This window comes from Maribacter sp. C-4077 (assembly GCF_055378385.1).
In genome coordinates this window covers 601,833-616,738 of the sequence record NZ_AP038807.1, presented here as the reverse complement: position 1 = coordinate 616,738, position 14,906 = coordinate 601,833, and the positions used below count along the sequence as shown (strand labels likewise).

At 39.3% G+C, this 14,906-nt stretch carries 17 protein-coding genes; 6 read left to right on the top strand and 11 right to left on the bottom strand.

Annotated elements, in window-relative coordinates:
- Window positions 1–73 precede the first annotated feature (73 nt).
- The 3 genes from ACZ41C_RS02740 to rsfS all read right to left on the bottom strand — a co-directional run bounded on the left by ACZ41C_RS02740 (window position 74) and on the right by rsfS (window position 3,138).
- Entirely contained in the window at window positions 74–685 is a 612-nt protein-coding gene (locus ACZ41C_RS02740; protein ID WP_138259517.1) for an LUD domain-containing protein, read from the bottom strand.
- Window positions 686–747: 62 nt separating this feature from the next.
- A complete protein-coding gene (ftsH, locus tag ACZ41C_RS02735; protein WP_138259518.1) occupies window positions 748–2,751 on the bottom strand; it encodes an ATP-dependent zinc metalloprotease FtsH in 2,004 nt (667 codons plus the stop codon).
- Window positions 2,752–2,760: 9 nt separating this feature from the next.
- Window positions 2,761–3,138 carry a ribosome silencing factor gene (gene rsfS, locus ACZ41C_RS02730; protein WP_138259519.1) on the bottom strand — a complete coding sequence of 126 codons (378 nt, stop codon included), beginning with the start codon at window positions 3,136–3,138 and terminating at the stop codon, window positions 2,761–2,763.
- A gap of 94 nt (window positions 3,139–3,232) precedes the next feature.
- Between rsfS and ACZ41C_RS02725 the strand changes: the two genes are divergently transcribed.
- The gene (locus ACZ41C_RS02725; protein WP_464564144.1) at window positions 3,233–3,964 is read left to right on the top strand and encodes a biotin--[acetyl-CoA-carboxylase] ligase; all 732 of its coding nucleotides are present in this window, start codon (window positions 3,233–3,235) and stop codon (window positions 3,962–3,964) included.
- Here the strand turns inward: ACZ41C_RS02725 and ACZ41C_RS02720 are convergent.
- Complete coding sequence (locus ACZ41C_RS02720) at window positions 3,961–4,353, bottom strand: SRPBCC family protein (protein ID WP_464564142.1); 393 nt, start codon at window positions 4,351–4,353, stop codon at window positions 3,961–3,963. The two genes, ACZ41C_RS02725 and ACZ41C_RS02720, sit on opposite strands and share 4 nt — an antisense overlap.
- Before the next feature lies 1 nt (window position 4,354).
- A complete protein-coding gene (gene pyrE, locus ACZ41C_RS02715) occupies window positions 4,355–4,999 on the bottom strand; it encodes an orotate phosphoribosyltransferase (protein WP_464564140.1) in 645 nt (214 codons plus the stop codon).
- 7 nt (window positions 5,000–5,006) lie between these two features.
- Here pyrE and ACZ41C_RS02710 point away from each other — a divergent pair, with 7 nt between their 5' ends.
- On the top strand, window positions 5,007–5,597 hold the full coding sequence (locus ACZ41C_RS02710; protein WP_464564138.1) for an NUDIX hydrolase: 591 nt from the start codon (window positions 5,007–5,009) through the stop codon (window positions 5,595–5,597).
- A gap of 32 nt (window positions 5,598–5,629) precedes the next feature.
- On the opposite strand, the gene ACZ41C_RS02705 is transcribed toward ACZ41C_RS02710, so the two are convergent.
- The 5 genes from ACZ41C_RS02705 to ACZ41C_RS02685 form a co-directional block, all read right to left on the bottom strand.
- On the bottom strand, window positions 5,630–7,378 hold the full coding sequence (locus tag ACZ41C_RS02705) for a M14 family metallopeptidase (protein WP_464564136.1): 1,749 nt from the start codon (window positions 7,376–7,378) through the stop codon (window positions 5,630–5,632).
- 77 nt (window positions 7,379–7,455) lie between these two features.
- On the bottom strand, window positions 7,456–7,860 hold the full coding sequence (locus ACZ41C_RS02700) for a response regulator (RefSeq protein ID WP_138259525.1): 405 nt from the start codon (window positions 7,858–7,860) through the stop codon (window positions 7,456–7,458).
- On the bottom strand, window positions 7,847–9,697 hold the full coding sequence (locus ACZ41C_RS02695; RefSeq protein WP_464564134.1) for a PAS domain-containing sensor histidine kinase: 1,851 nt from the start codon (window positions 9,695–9,697) through the stop codon (window positions 7,847–7,849). Before ACZ41C_RS02695 ends, ACZ41C_RS02700 begins: the two co-directional genes overlap by 14 nt.
- Window positions 9,698–9,865: 168 nt before the next feature.
- Window positions 9,866–10,324, bottom strand: coding sequence for a pantetheine-phosphate adenylyltransferase (gene coaD / locus ACZ41C_RS02690; protein ID WP_154920727.1), 459 nt, complete (start codon window positions 10,322–10,324; stop codon window positions 9,866–9,868).
- Window positions 10,325–10,453: 129 nt separating this feature from the next.
- Window positions 10,454–11,428, bottom strand: coding sequence for a D-alanine--D-alanine ligase (locus ACZ41C_RS02685; RefSeq protein ID WP_464564132.1), 975 nt, complete (start codon window positions 11,426–11,428; stop codon window positions 10,454–10,456).
- A 148-nt stretch (window positions 11,429–11,576) separates the two neighbouring features.
- Here ACZ41C_RS02685 and ACZ41C_RS02680 point away from each other — a divergent pair, with 148 nt between their 5' ends.
- The 4 genes from ACZ41C_RS02680 (at window position 11,577) to ACZ41C_RS02665 (ending at window position 14,589) form a co-directional block, all read left to right on the top strand.
- Window positions 11,577–12,164, top strand: a complete 588-nt coding sequence (locus ACZ41C_RS02680) for a PASTA domain-containing protein (RefSeq protein ID WP_464564130.1) — start codon at window positions 11,577–11,579, stop codon at window positions 12,162–12,164.
- Between the two features lie 2 nt (window positions 12,165–12,166).
- Window positions 12,167–13,195, top strand: coding sequence for an RluA family pseudouridine synthase (locus tag ACZ41C_RS02675; protein ID WP_464564128.1), 1,029 nt, complete (start codon window positions 12,167–12,169; stop codon window positions 13,193–13,195).
- A 209-nt stretch (window positions 13,196–13,404) separates the two neighbouring features.
- Window positions 13,405–14,166, top strand: coding sequence for a peroxide stress protein YaaA (gene yaaA / locus ACZ41C_RS02670; RefSeq protein WP_138259531.1), 762 nt, complete (start codon window positions 13,405–13,407; stop codon window positions 14,164–14,166).
- A 57-nt stretch (window positions 14,167–14,223) separates the two neighbouring features.
- A complete protein-coding gene (locus ACZ41C_RS02665; protein WP_464564126.1) occupies window positions 14,224–14,589 on the top strand; it encodes a hypothetical protein in 366 nt (121 codons plus the stop codon).
- Window positions 14,590–14,591: 2 nt separating this feature from the next.
- Here ACZ41C_RS02665 and ACZ41C_RS02660 read toward each other — a convergent pair whose 3' ends face one another.
- Entirely contained in the window at window positions 14,592–14,720 is a 129-nt protein-coding gene (locus ACZ41C_RS02660) for a 30S ribosomal protein THX (RefSeq protein WP_138259533.1), read from the bottom strand.
- Between the last annotated feature and the right edge of the window lie 186 nt (window positions 14,721–14,906).

Here is a 14,906-nt window from a genome sequence, read left to right as displayed (position 1 = left end):
TAATAAGTCAGATGTAATGCGCCAATAAAAATGGTCAGTGTGATTTATATATTCTACTAATGGGAATTCCATACTATAAATCTTCCAGCAATAAAAGATAAAGATTTTTAGTACTACTGCCATATGTTAGAAAATCATCCGAATTTTCTTCTGTGGCCTTAAAGTGTTTTAACGTGGTGATATTTGCCGGAATGGCAGGACCATACTTCTTTTTTATGGCCTTAAGTCCTTCCCCAATGGATTCCACCAATTGACTTGTGGTGGCATAAACGATTACGTTGCTTGGAAGTTCATTTATTTTTTTCTCCATCAGCTGATTGGAACATACCAAAATACTTCCGTTTTGGGCGATCAAGTGTTCGCAGGTTGTCAGGAATACCTCGCTTTCCGATATTTTTTCGGTAAAGGAGATTTGCTCCTTGGAGAACTTTTTGACCAACTGGGGATTCATTGCAAAAAACGGATGGTCTTCCCAGCCATTTTCTTCGATAATGTTTTGAATGGCCTTTAGTACTTCTTGATCAGATATGCAATAAATAAACTTGCCGCCGTTCTTTTTGAAGTGGATGGTAAATTTTTCATCTACTGGGAGGGCTAAATCTGGCATATGCTCACCTCGCGTTTCCGCAGTTTCCTTGGAAATTTTCTTTTTCCCCCCACCAAATAAAATATCTAAAAGCCCCATGTAATTTTTAATCTACCAAATAGTCCAAACGTTCATTTGCGATACAAAATCGAATTACATAATTAACTATTTTCTGCTACTTTCTCGTCTTCTTCCGCATCTTTTTTGGACTCGGAGGTCTCCAACTTTTGACGTTCCTCTTCCTTTAGGTCTTTGTCAAATGTTCGTTTTCCAAATATTTTTTCCAAATCCTCCTTAAAGATAACCTCTTTTTCCAAAAGCCTTTGGGCCAAGGTTGTAAGTTTGTCCTTATTATCGGTAAGGACTTTAATGGCTCTTTGATATTGTTCCTCAATAATCTTTGAAATCTCCTCGTCTATTTTCCGTGCGGTTTCCTCGCTATAGGGTTTGGAGAATCCGTAGGAATCCTGACCTGAGGAATCGTAATAGGTAAGATTACCGATCGTATCGTTCAAACCATAAATGGTAACCATGGCCTTGGCTTGTTTTGTGACCTTTTCCAAGTCGCTCAACGCACCGGTCGAAATTTTGTCGAAAATTACTTTCTCTGCCGCTCTACCGCCCATGGTGGCGCACATCTCGTCCAACATCTGGTCTGGCCTAACAATCAATCTTTCTTCCGGCAGGTACCATGCGGCACCTAGGGATTGTCCCCTAGGAACTATGGTCACCTTTACCAAGGGAGCGGCATGTTCCAACATCCAACTTACCGTAGCATGACCGGCCTCATGATAGGCAATCGTCTCCTTCTCTCCCGGAGTTATGATTTTATTTTTCTTTTCAAGACCTCCAACGATTCTATCCACGGCATCCAAGAAATCTTGTCTGCTAACGGCCTTTTGTTCCTTTCTGGCAGCTATTAATGCTGCTTCGTTACAAACATTGGCAATATCCGCACCAGAAAATCCCGGAGTTTGTCTTGCAAGGAAATCCAAATCCAAAGTTTCGGCCGTTTTAATCGGTCTTAAGTGTACTTCAAAAATTTCCTTTCGTTCCCTAATATCCGGGAGGTCCACATAAATCTGCCTGTCGAACCTACCGGCACGCATCAGGGCCTTGTCCAGCACATCGGCTCGGTTGGTAGCTGCCAAGACGATGACGTTGGTGTTGGTACCAAAACCGTCCATCTCCGTTAACAACTGGTTCAGTGTATTTTCCCGTTCATCGTTGGAACCTGTAAAGTTGTTCTTACCACGTGCCCTACCAATGGCATCGATTTCATCGATGAATATAATTGCGGGGGATTTGTCCTTTGCCTGTTTGAATAGATCTCTAACCCTAGATGCACCAACACCTACGAACATTTCCACAAAATCCGAACCGGATAGGGAAAAGAAAGGTACTTTGGCTTCCCCGGCTACGGCCTTTGCCAATAGCGTCTTACCGGTACCTGGAGGTCCAACCAACAAGGCTCCCTTTGGGATTTTACCACCAAGTGATGTATACTTGTCCGGATTTCTCAGGAATTCTACAATTTCCTCAACTTCCTCCTTGGCCCCTTCCAATCCGGCTACATCCTTAAACGAAGTTCGTGTATCGGTTTTCTCATCGAACAATTTGGCCTTGGATTTTCCAATGTTGAAGATTTGTCCTCCGGCACCACCGCCTCCACCACCGGACATTCTTCTCATTAGGTATATCCATATACCAATAATCAGTACAAATGGTAACAGGGATAGCAAAAAGTCCAAAATGGCCGTGGATTCCTTTCCAAATTCAATGATAGTATCCAGGTTGTTGTCCTTCTTTATTTCGGTAATCTCGTTCTGGAAAATCTGTAAATCCCCATAATCCAGCGTGTATTGCGGTACACTTCCCGATGTTGGCAAAAAGGATTTTTCGGAAACGTCCTTATGGACTTCCTTTGTCATCGCTTCGTCCGTCAAGAATACTTTTGCCTGATTGGTATTGGTAATGATCAATATTTTCTGAACATCCCCATTTCTTAAATATTCCTGTAATTCTGAAGTAGTCGTTTTTTTGGTACTTGCCAAATCGTCACTACTGAACAATTGAAACCCTATAAGCAATACCGCTACCAATCCATAAATCCACCAAGAACTGAATTTTGGTTTTTTGGGACTCGTATTATTCTCTTTTGCCATTCTATTTTATTAATTATTAACGCTACTTTCTATGGTAGTGAATTTTGCATCACCCCATAGCCCTTCTATATCGTAAAATTCCCTGATGTGCTTTTGGAAAACATGGACCACAATATTTACATAGTCCATTAAAACCCATTCCGCATTTTCCGTACCTTCTACGTGCCAAGGTTTGTCCTTACTTGCCTTACTGACCGTTTTTTGGATAGAACCTACGATTGCGTTTACATGCGTGTTGGAGGTACCATTACAAATAATAAAGTAGTCACAAACGGTATTTTCGATTTCCCTTAGGTCGAGTAAATTTATATTTTGTCCTTTTACTTCTTCTATTCCCTGTAAAATCAATGCAATTAGCTCATCTGCACTAGTTTTCCTTTTCTGCATTCAAAAGTTTTAGTTTTTACAAAGTTATTGTTTTTTTGCTCTTTTAGGCTTAGTTTTTAACAATAGATTAAAGATAGGCCCTTAGCAAATATATATGCGATTAATCAAACTTGATGCCACGGCATCTACCAATACCTTTTTAAAGGAATTGGCCAAAAGCGGCGACCTAGATGATTTTACGGTCGTTTGGGCCAAAAACCAGACAAGGGGTAGGGGACAAATGGATGGAAATTGGTGTACCGAACCTGGTAAAAACCTAACATTCAGCGTCTTGAAGAAAATGGAGGGATTCCAGCTTTCTAAACATTTTGCGCTCAATATGGCCGTTTCCTTGGCCGTCTTTAGGACTTTGGATGTGTTGAAAATCCCTAGGATTGCCGTAAAATGGCCGAACGACATTATGTCAGGTTCCCAAAAAATTTGCGGGATTTTAATTGAGAACAGTATTGTGGGTACTTCCTTAAAATCGGTAATTATCGGAATTGGGTTGAACGTAAACCAGTCCCATTTTCCTGGGAACCCCAAAGCATCCTCCTTATACAACAAAACGGGTACCGTCTATGATTTGGAGGAGTTATTGCAAAGTTTGATTAAAAATTTAAAGCTAGCCTTGTCAATGCTCCAAATGGGTGAAGGGGAAGCTATTCTTCACGAATATCATTCAAATCTGTTCAGAAAAGGCGTTGCGAGCACCTTTAAATCTGGAGATGGACCAACTTTCAACGGCATTATACAAGGAGTTGGGAATGAGGGAAAGTTAAGGATACGGTTGGAGAACGATAGCCTTGCGGAATATGATATAAAGGAAATTACCCTGCTTTACTAAATTTTTTCCAAATTGGTTGCCAAGGTGTTCATGAAGTTGGTAATGGGCGATTTTATCATCATGGCCATCATGGCATTAAATTCTCCGGAGAAGCTCAGCGTTACTTCACTTTTGGACGCTTCCAGCTCATGGATATCTGCAGTCAAGGTGAATGGCAGTTTATCGCTGGCCGCGCCCAAAACAAGTTTGGAATAGGGTTGCTGATTCTTTTTTTCAAGAACGATTTCCGGCATTCCCTTTAGGGAGAATAGAAATCTGTTTTCGTTCAGTACTTCGAACTTGTCGATATTCTCGGGCATCAATTTTTCAAAATTGGCCAGGTCGTTCAAAAATTTGAAAGTTTCTTCCTTACTCTTGGATACTCTTGATTTGGGCGATTCTATAAACATATTAAGATTGTAACCATTTTGAAGGATTCTTCCTCCATTGCATTAGTGTGTTTAGTTGTTCGTCCTTGATGTAGTTGGTTTCAGATGCCTGCTCGATCAAATACTCATAATTGCTCAAAGTGTAGAGTTCCACTTTTCGTTCCGCAAAATTTAAGGTGGCAGTTTCAAAACCATAGGTAAATATGGCCAACATTCCTTTTACATTAGCACCATAGGCCTCCAAGGCATCCACGGCATTTAAGCTACTTTTTCCGGTACTAATCAAATCCTCGATTACCACGACCGTTTGGTGTGGTTCCAGGTAGCCTTCAATTTGGTTTTGCCTACCGTGGGATTTAGGTTCCGGTCGCACATAAATGAAGGGGAGTCCCAAGGCATCCGCTACCAATGCTCCCATTCCAATGGCCCCTGTAGCTACGCCCGCGATTACATCGGGTTTCCCATAATGGGACTCTACCTGTTTTGCCATTTCGTCCTTTATGAAGTTGCGAATGCTAGGATACGAAAGTAAGATTCTGTTGTCGCAATAAATAGGGGATTTCCAGCCTGAAGCCCATGTAAAAGGATTTTCGGGTTTCAATTTAATTGCATTAATTTGCAGCAGAAGCTCAGCTGTTTTTTTAGCCGTGTTTTTGTTTAAAACCATGTCGCAAATGTATAAAGTTTTTGTTAATGAACTGCCTCTGATTTTAACAAATAAACTCTCCGAAACAGCTGGTGGCGAGTATTTTCTTCTGAATCAAGAATCTATCAACAGTGCCATTAAGGCATTAAAAAAGAAAAAGCTTACTGAGGCCTACATCTATCATCCCAATTCGGAAGAAATCCTAAAAAAATTTACACAGGAAATCCCATTGGTCGTTGCTGCCGGGGGTGTGGTCACGAATCCATTGGGAAAGGTCTTGTTTATTTATAGGAACGATAAATGGGATTTGCCCAAAGGTAAGCTGGACAAGGGAGAATCCATTGAGGACTGTGCAGTAAGGGAAGTTATGGAAGAAACCGGTGTAAAGGGTTTACGAGTAGAGAATTTTCTTAGGACGACTTACCACATTTTCAAAAATAATGGCGCCATAACACTTAAGCAGGTGCATTGGTATGCTATGAAGACCGATTATTCAGGAAAACTGAAACCCGAAAAAAAGGAGGGAATCGTTAAGGTGAAATGGAAAGGACCCAAAAAGATTCAAAAGGCCTTACAGAACTCCTATGTGAACATTAAAATTTTGTTCGAAGGGGATTAGGCCAATGCTGTTCGAACTAATGGTAAACTACATCACTTTTTCAAGACCCTGTATACTGGATATCGATTATGGGCTTTTTCATAGAGCTCGGATTTCTTGAACAACCAGTCAAGTTGGGTGTACCAATTTTCTGAAAATGTCGTATCATTCTGTTTTTTAAACTCAAATTCTTGTCTTAATACCGAATCGTTTTGTAGCATTAAGAGGGCGGTATCTTCAAAAACATACGGTGAAAACCCTTCTTTTTGCTGTAATATGGTGTCAAAGAAGTTCCAGTTGAAAAAGGAATCCACTGCTTCTGGTTCCAGGGTTTCCAATAGATATCTGATGCCCTCCTGCTGTGTAGGTACCAATACATCCCCGGCTTCAAATGAAATATTTTCAACTGTGGCCAATACTTTAGTGTTGTAGTGTAGATAGTGCCCTTCATAAGGTCGGTTCCGAGTCTCAAAGCTATCAATGGTATAGGATTCCACATTTTTGACCGTATCCTTTTCGACAACACTAAACTTAATTGCGTTTGTGCTCAATAGGTCAATAACTTCTTTCCATTGTTTTTTAATTATATATGCTTCGGGGATTTGTATGGAGTCCTCTGCTTTGTAATAATCGTAATAGGTAACCTCCTTTGTTATGGGTTTTTCCCTATCGAACTTCAATCGCTTAAATCCGGTGACCCCACTAATGACCGTATCGGCTTGAAAGCCCTTAAAATCAATTTTAGAGATTTTTGTACTATCAATAACCCATTGAATTGGATAATGGTCTTTCTCTAAAAAAGCCGCGTTGGATTTGCTCTTTAATTCCTTGATCTTGGCGCCTTCAATTTCGCTTAGGGCAAGCATTTTTGTCATTAGCTCATAAGTACCTTCTACCCTTGTTTTGTACGGTTTTAACATGTGCGTTTCTACCATCATGCCCAAAGTGTTCCATAGGGTCGTATAGCCTGTGGAGTATCTGGGATGGTCCATAAATTGGGTAAAACCAACCTCTGGTGGCTTGTTGAAAACGTTCACGTAAGGTGTAATATCCCAATTATCGCTGGCCAAAGAGTCCACTAGGGCCGGCATGAACCGCTCATGGAGATAGGGACCCAATTCGCCCCCAAGTTTGTTATGTTGTGTAAACAGATGGGTCAGGGTGTATTGGTAATCTGCCCCATTGCTAACATGGTTGTCAATAAAAACATCGGGCTTTACCAAATGGAAAATATGGGCAAAAGTTCTTGCATTTTTTGTATCGGACTTAATAAAATCCCTATTTAGGTCATAATTGAGAGCATTTCCCCTAAAACCATAGGATTTAGGTCCGTTCTGATTAGCCCTGGAGGTGGAATTTCTGTTTAACGCGCCGCCAACATTGTATATGGGTATTGTTACCAAAACGGTATTTTTGGGTGGCGATAGTTTCCCGCTCGCCAAATCCCGATACAACAGCATCGTGGCATCAATGCCATCACTTTCTCCTGGATGGATTCCGTTATTGATGAATAAAACTGTTTTTTCCTTGTTTATTTTACTGAAATTGAAATCTCTATCGTTATTGTAGGTAACCAAGTGCAGCGGCCGATCACTATCCGTTTTACCAATAGTCTGGATATTTATTTCAGGAAATTCCTTCGCCAACTTCAAGTAAAAATCAATTACTTCTTCATAAGTAGGCGTTTCTGTGCCATTGGATGTTTCAAATGTAGTAGGGAGGTCTAGGGCAACATTTGTTGTCTTGGTTTCACAGGCAAGAAATATAAGGGATAAGATAGGTAGTATAAAACGCTTCTTCATAGCAAAAAACTACATCACTAATTACTATAATTCAATGGATTTCTTGCAAAAATAGCCAAAAACATCCAACTTCAGAATTAAGCTTCTTTGGTCATTTCTGCTATTTCCTCCCGGTTTATCGGTTTGTTATTATAAGTTATAACGTGGTGTGTGCTATCCTTGAAGTAACTCCATTTTTCTTTGTCAAATGGATCAATTGAAGATGTTACGATATTAATCCTTATCCTTTTTTTAATCGGTAACTTAATAAATTCTTCTAAGAATTGCCATCCATCCATAATGGGCATGTTAATATCCAAAAAAATTACCTCTGGAATATCCTCATCATGCTCGAACTTTTTTCTAATTGTATCAAAGGCTATTTTACCATCCTTATACGCTTCAATACTATCACAATCCACAACACAGCTTAGCAATTTTTTAATACCGAATATAGTTATTGGATCGTCATCTATTATGCTTATAAATTTAAATTTCCTCATTAAAAAAAATCTTAAATGTGGTTCCAACTCCGACGTTACTTTCAACTTCTATTTTACCACCCATAGCCTCAACTTGATTTTTTGTAATATAAAGTCCCATACCCCTAGCGTTTTCATGAGCATGGAAGGTTTTGTACATTCCAAAAAGCTTATTTCCATATTTCATTAGATCTATTCCCAGTCCATTATCTTTGATTGTTAATATGGAAACCAGTTTGCCTTTTTCCAAACTCAGTGAAATAACGGGTTTTCTTTCTGGGTGTTTATATTTTATCCCATTGGTAATAAAGTTCATTAAAATACTTTCCAAATATGCAGGTACTGTCTTTATGGTTTGATCTAAATGAAAATCCGATTCAATTTGCGCTTGGTTTTCGAAAATAACATTGGCCAAATTTTTCTCAACTGATTTTAATTTATCAAAAAGGTTGATTACCTTTTTTTCAACATTAATGTTGGTGTTTATCGCCAATACCTCATTAAGATTTTCAATAGTTTCTAAGAGATTACCTGATGCATTGTTGAGCATTCCCAGAATTTTTTGTTTTTCATCTTCATCGTTTTCATGTCGTAAAAAGTCAAGGAGCATCGAAAAATTAGCACTATGGGACCTAAGGTTATGAGAGACAATATGGGCAAAATTTATAATTTTTTTATTTTGCAAGGAAGTTACGTCTATGAGATTTCTTAATTCTTTTTCCTTTTGTTTTATGGATGTTATATCAACACTGATACCTATAAGTCCATTTGCCCGTCCCCTTTCATCTAGCAAGGGAATTTTGGATGTCAAAAAGGTCGTTTCGACCCCATTCTTGTCAATACTTACCACTTCTTCTCCTAGGATAGGCACTAAATCAGACATTACTTTCATATCCTGCTCCGTAAATTTCTTTGCCGTCTCAATATCATAAATGTCGAAATTATCTTTCCCAATAAGTTCTGATTCATTTTTGGCCCCTAAATAGATGCACTCCGCTTTATTGACCAATATCTTTTTGGAGTTAATATCCTTTACATAGACATTCAATGGAAGGTTATCTATTAATGTTCTTAATAGTTTTTCACTTTTCTTGATCTCATTGTTGGCTAATACCTGTTCGTCTATATCTTGGAAGGTTCCGGTGAAACCTATAAGTTTTCCTTTTTCATAGTATGGTTTTCCGGTAGCCAACACCCATTTTTCTTTTCCTGTTGCTGTAATGATCTGTAATTTTAGGCTCCATGCCCTTCCTTTTTCCTGACCTTCAAAAACGGCCATGGAAATAGCATTTCTACTATAACCCTCTTTGTAGAATTGAATACTGGTATCCAATCTGGGGACAAAACTTGAGGGTACTTCATGGATTGCCTTTGTAGTATCGCACCAAGTTATTTCGTCCTTTTGAATATCGTACTCCCATCTACCGGTTTTAGAAATTTCGGAATGTTGCTTTAACTGTACTTTTGTTTTTCTTAATTCTCGTTCATTTTCTACGGCATCAGTTACATCGTTCATCTGAATGATAGCGCCAATAATATTCTCATTCTCATCATACCAGCAAGTGTTGGACCACTTGTACCACTTAACTTGATTGGATATATCTGTATATTTTTGAATTCCAATGGGACTACATTTTCCTTCAAAGCACCCCATCAATACCTTCTTCCATTTAGAATTTAGTTCAGAAAAAACGCTAAAAAGACTATCACCTATGGTACTGGTGCTTTTCTCTCCAAAAGTAAAAAGCCATTTGTCCGAAGCATGGATGATATTAAAATCCGTATCAACAAATACTGTTAGTGTAGGTAGTTGCTTTATTAAGTACGAAGTAGATTGAATCTTTAGGCCCTTCAACATATATGTAATTTCTTACAAAAATATCGGTTGATGTTAAATTTATTTTATAAATGTTGTGAACATATGAATTTTTGTGGTATTTTCTTACAATTGGAAAAAATTAAAGGGATTTGTGGCTTGATTCCAAAATTTTTTTAAAAGAGTAAGCATTGGACTAAGTGGCAAACTTTATTTTGAAACCTTGACAGAATCAGGGACTAGGCCGGTATAATCTCCCCCGTTCCTGATTACATCCCGCACGATGGACGAGCTGATATAGGATTTTCCGGAAGAGGTTAGCAGGAATACGGTCTCAATTTCGGAAAGTTTCCGATTGGTGTGCGCAATGGCTTTTTCGAACTCAAAATCCGCCGGATTTCTTAGACCTCTTAAAATAAAACCTGCATTTACTTTTTTACAAAAATCCACGGTTAGGCCTTCATAGGTCAAAACCTTTATTTTAGGTTCGTTCACGAAGGCCTTTTCAATGAAGGTAACCCGCTCTTCGAGGGTGAACATGTACTTTTTTTCGGCATTCTTACCAATGGCTATAATAAGTTCATCAAACAACGTGATGCCACGCATGATGATGTCATGATGGCCTAGTGTAAGTGGGTCAAAAGATCCTGGAAAAATTGCGCGCCTCATAAAATGGAACTAAGATTCATTTTAAAAATACTCATTTTATTGCCTCCGCCAAAGGTTTCAAGACCCAGGAGTTTATCCTAAAACTAAAATAGTTTTCAGCCTAAGCCAACGGACTTGCCCTGAAACAGCTTATCCTAAAACCTCATTGATGGCATTTTCAAAAAGAGCTGAAAGGGATATTCCCGCCTTGGCGGCCTGTTGTGGCAGAATACTCTCCGTGGTAAGACCGGGTGTGGTATTTACTTCCAAGAGATACGGTTCATCTCCGATAAAAATAAATTCGCTTCTTGAAAATCCTTTCATTTTCAAAACCTCATAGATTTTTTTTGCCAATTTTGATACATTCGCCTCCTGTGTTTCTGAAATTCTTGCGGGTGTTATTTCCTGCGATTTACCTTCATATTTTGCCTCATAGTCAAAAAAATCATTTTCTGAGATAATCTCGGTAACCGGAAGTACCTTAGTCTTTCCCTGATATTTGATAACCCCTACGGATACCTCAGTGCCGCTCAAAAAGCCTTCAATGATTATTTCATCGTCCTCCTCATAGGCCACTTCAATCGCTTTTTTCAATTCTTCCTTTTTGTAAACCTTTGAGATTCCATAGCTACTACCGGATTTATTTGCCTTTACAAAACAGGGAAGCTTTACTTTTTCAATGATCTCATACTCATTCACGGCGTCGCCTTTGTTCAAATAAAAGGATGGGGCGCATTTAATGCCATACGGCTTTAAAACACTCAATAAATCCCTCTTGTTAAAGGTAAGTGCCGATTGGTAAAAATCGCAGGAGGTCTGTGGTATATCCAACAGTTCAAAATAGGCTTGCAAGAGTCCGTTTTCTCCTGGTGAACCATGGATGGCATTGAAAACACAATCAAAATTCACTTTATTACCGTTTATTTCGATGGAAAAATCGTGTCTGTTTACCGGGGTTTCTTCATTTTTTTCATCCACATACACCCATTTATCCTTGAATATATGAATGGGAAAACAGTTGAATTTTTCCTTGTCCAAATAACCGTAGACCACGTTGCCGCTCTTCAAGGAAATCTTGTATTCACTTGAATACCCGCCCATAATAATCGCTATATTTTTCTTCATGGATGAAATAGAAGTTTAGGCTACAAAGATGGATTATTCCCATAAAAGAAAAAAGACCAGTATGCCGGCGAGTGCCAATTATTTATCAAAAATGATGTACCCTATTTGTAAAACGGCATTTACTATATTTGTACCAATTTAAAAATACATGAGAAATTTTTTAAGGTTTTTAAAGAGCAAAACTTTCCTGATACAAATAGGCCTCGCCTTAGGTATCTTGTTGATACTGATCTTTTTGGTTTTAAGATGGCTTAACAGTACCACCAACCATGGGGAATTTGTAGAAGTACCGGATTTTTCAAAACTATCGGTAATGGAAATGCGCCAAAAAGTGGAAAGTGCCGGTTTGCGCTATGAAGTTGTGGACTCGGCCAATTATAATCCAGATTATCCAAGATTTTCGATTATTGAGCAAAATCCATCCGCCGGTACCAAGGTCAAAAGCAATAGAAAGATATACTTTACGGTAAATCCGTCCGGATATAAAAAGGTGACCGTGCCCAAAATTATCCAAGTAACCAAGCGAAACGCATCGTCCATGTTAAAAGCCGTTGGTCTGGATGTCCAACGTGTAACCTATATAGACCAATTGGGAAAGGATATGGTCTACTACATAAAATATAAGGGAAAGGATATCAAGCCAGGGGATAAGCTGCCCAAAACCTCTAAAATTGAGTTGATTTGCGGTAACGGCAACGTGCCGGGAAGTGTTGTCATTGAGGATGATCCGGAATAATTATGACTTCAATAGTAAATTCGGAGCAAGAGGATAACGACGATCTTTTTGAGCATTACAAGTTTGTAGCCTCCAAGGGACAAGATCCATTGAGGGTGGATAAATTCTTGATGAACTTTGTTGAAAACGCCACCCGAAACAAGATACAGCAAGCCGCCAAGGACGGCCATGTTTGGGTAAACGATGCGATTGTAAAAAGTAACTATAAGGTAAAAGCAGGGGATGAGGTAAAGGTACTTTTTGAACATCCGCCCCATGAATTTTTATTGGTGCCGGAAAATATTCCCTTGGATATTGTCTATGAGGACGATATCCTTTTGGTGGTGAACAAGCCCGCGGGCATGGTGGTACATCCTGGGCACGGGAATTATTCCGGTACACTTATAAATGCCCTGATCTATCATTTTGAAAACTTACCCACAAATAGCAGCGAGAGACCGGGGTTGGTCCATAGGATCGACAAGGACACTTCAGGGCTATTGGTAATCGCCAAGACCGAAACGGCCATGACCCATTTGGCAAAACAGTTTTTTGACAAGACCTCTGAGCGGGAATACATCGCATTGGTATGGGGAAATGTGGAGGATGATGAAGGAACGATTCGTGGAAATATTGGCAGGAATCCCAAAAACCGACTCCAGATGCACGTTTTTCCTGATGGTTCCGATGGCAAGGAGGCAATCACCCACTATAAGGTGTTGGAACGTCTTGGCTATGTAACCTTGGTATCCTGCAAATTGGAGACCGGTAGGACCCATCAAATAAGGGTCCATATGAAGTACATAGGCCATACCCTCTTTAACGACGAGCGCTACGGGGGCGACAAAATCATGAAAGGGACCACCTTTACCAAGTATAAACAGTTTGTAGAAAATGCCTTTAAGGTTTTACCCAGACAGGCACTACATGCCAAAACATTGGGATTTGTCCATCCGGTGACGGGCCAGCAAATGCGCTTTGATTCCGTTATCCCTGAGGATATGCAGACGTGCATAGAAAAGTGGCGCAGCTACGCTAAATCCGGTTTATAGAGTAAGTCGATAGGACTATCAAAACTCTTTTTTGATATCGGTTTTTGAACGGACAAAAATCACATATTTTTGAAGCTGAGAAATTGATGTTTGCCATCGGAAACAACAGAAACAAATGAAACCCTCATCGAGGGATTTGTTGTGGAAAGTAAAATATCTATACGTAATTAAGTGTTTGAAAATCAATTTATTTACCTAATTTTAAACTTATGAAGATAGTAATATCTCCTGCAAAATCACTGGATTTTGAAAGTACCTTGCCTACCGATAGATTTTCCCAACCCTATTTTTTAAAGCAAGCCCAGCAGCTGAATAAAGTGCTGGCCAAGAAAAAACCTAAGGTCCTGTCAGAATTGATGTCAATTTCCGATAATCTGGCCCAATTGAACTGGGAGCGCAATCAAAATTTTTCCGTTCCCTTCACCAAAGAAAATGCTAGACCAGCAGTATTTGCCTTCAATGGTGATGTGTATCAAGGGCTGGATGCGTATACCATCCGGGATGAAAAGCTTGATGACCTACAGAATACCCTACGCATATTATCCGGACTCTATGGTATTCTCAAACCCCTCGATTTAATTCAGCCGTACCGATTGGAAATGGGTACCTCCTTAAAAGTAGGTAGGAAAAAGAACCTCTATGATTTTTGGAAAAAGGAGGTTACGGAACACTTGAACAATGAATTGGAAGATGGGGAGCTGTTCGTGAATCTGGCCAGCAACGAATATTTTAGCGTACTGGACACCAAGAAGTTAAAAGTTCCTGTCATCAGTCCCGTTTTTAAGGATTGGAAAAACGATAAATTAAAGGTCATAAGCTTTTTTGCCAAAAAAGCCCGTGGTTCCATGGTTCGTTATATTCTGGACTCCAAGGCATCGACTCTAGAAGATATCAAAGGATTCGATTTGGATGATTATCAATTCAGTCAGGAACATACAGTTAAGGAAAACGAACCTGTCTTTATCCGGTAATAATATATTTTCCTTCTTTTCGTTCTGCTAGTATAGTTTATTCTTACTCTAAAAAAAATGAAAAGGCTCCTACTGGTTTTCGCTATATTTTCCGCAGTCCTTTTATCATGTACCGATCGCGACGATGATGTGAACAAGGTAAACATCCGTATAAAGAACGATACGGATTTCAATTTCAGCGAAGTCAGGGTGACCGAAAAGGATACGATTTACGAAAATGTACTGGCAGGTGAATTCTCAGAATATTATGCTTTTGATTCGGCTCCGGAAGAAATGGGCTTGACCATTGTGTCAGATTCAGCAACTTTCGAATATACCCCTAGGGTTCTCATTATAGATTCATTGCCAGTAGGCTTTTATACCTACGAATTGGGTCTTGATGATGAAAACCAAATTGATTTTAACTTTAGGATAGACTATTAAACCTATTTCTTCTTCCCGACTTTAATTTTCTCCTCAACGGAGGGTTTTCTCTTTATTTTTCTAGGTCTTCTTGCCCCGTATGAATTATTGGCAATTTTTCCGCGCTTTGTTTTTTTGTCCCCTTTTCCCATATCATTTTCGTTTTTATTGGCAAAGCCAACGGTTATTGTACCCAGATGTTTAACTCAAGATTAAAAGTTCGTTTCCATCGAACGCCTTGCGGACGTGCTCCAAGGAACTTTACTTATTTATAAAATTTAAAACTCCTGTTGTGCTTCCACGCACATGGATGCCTAGCTCCAAATGTTTTTGGTCGC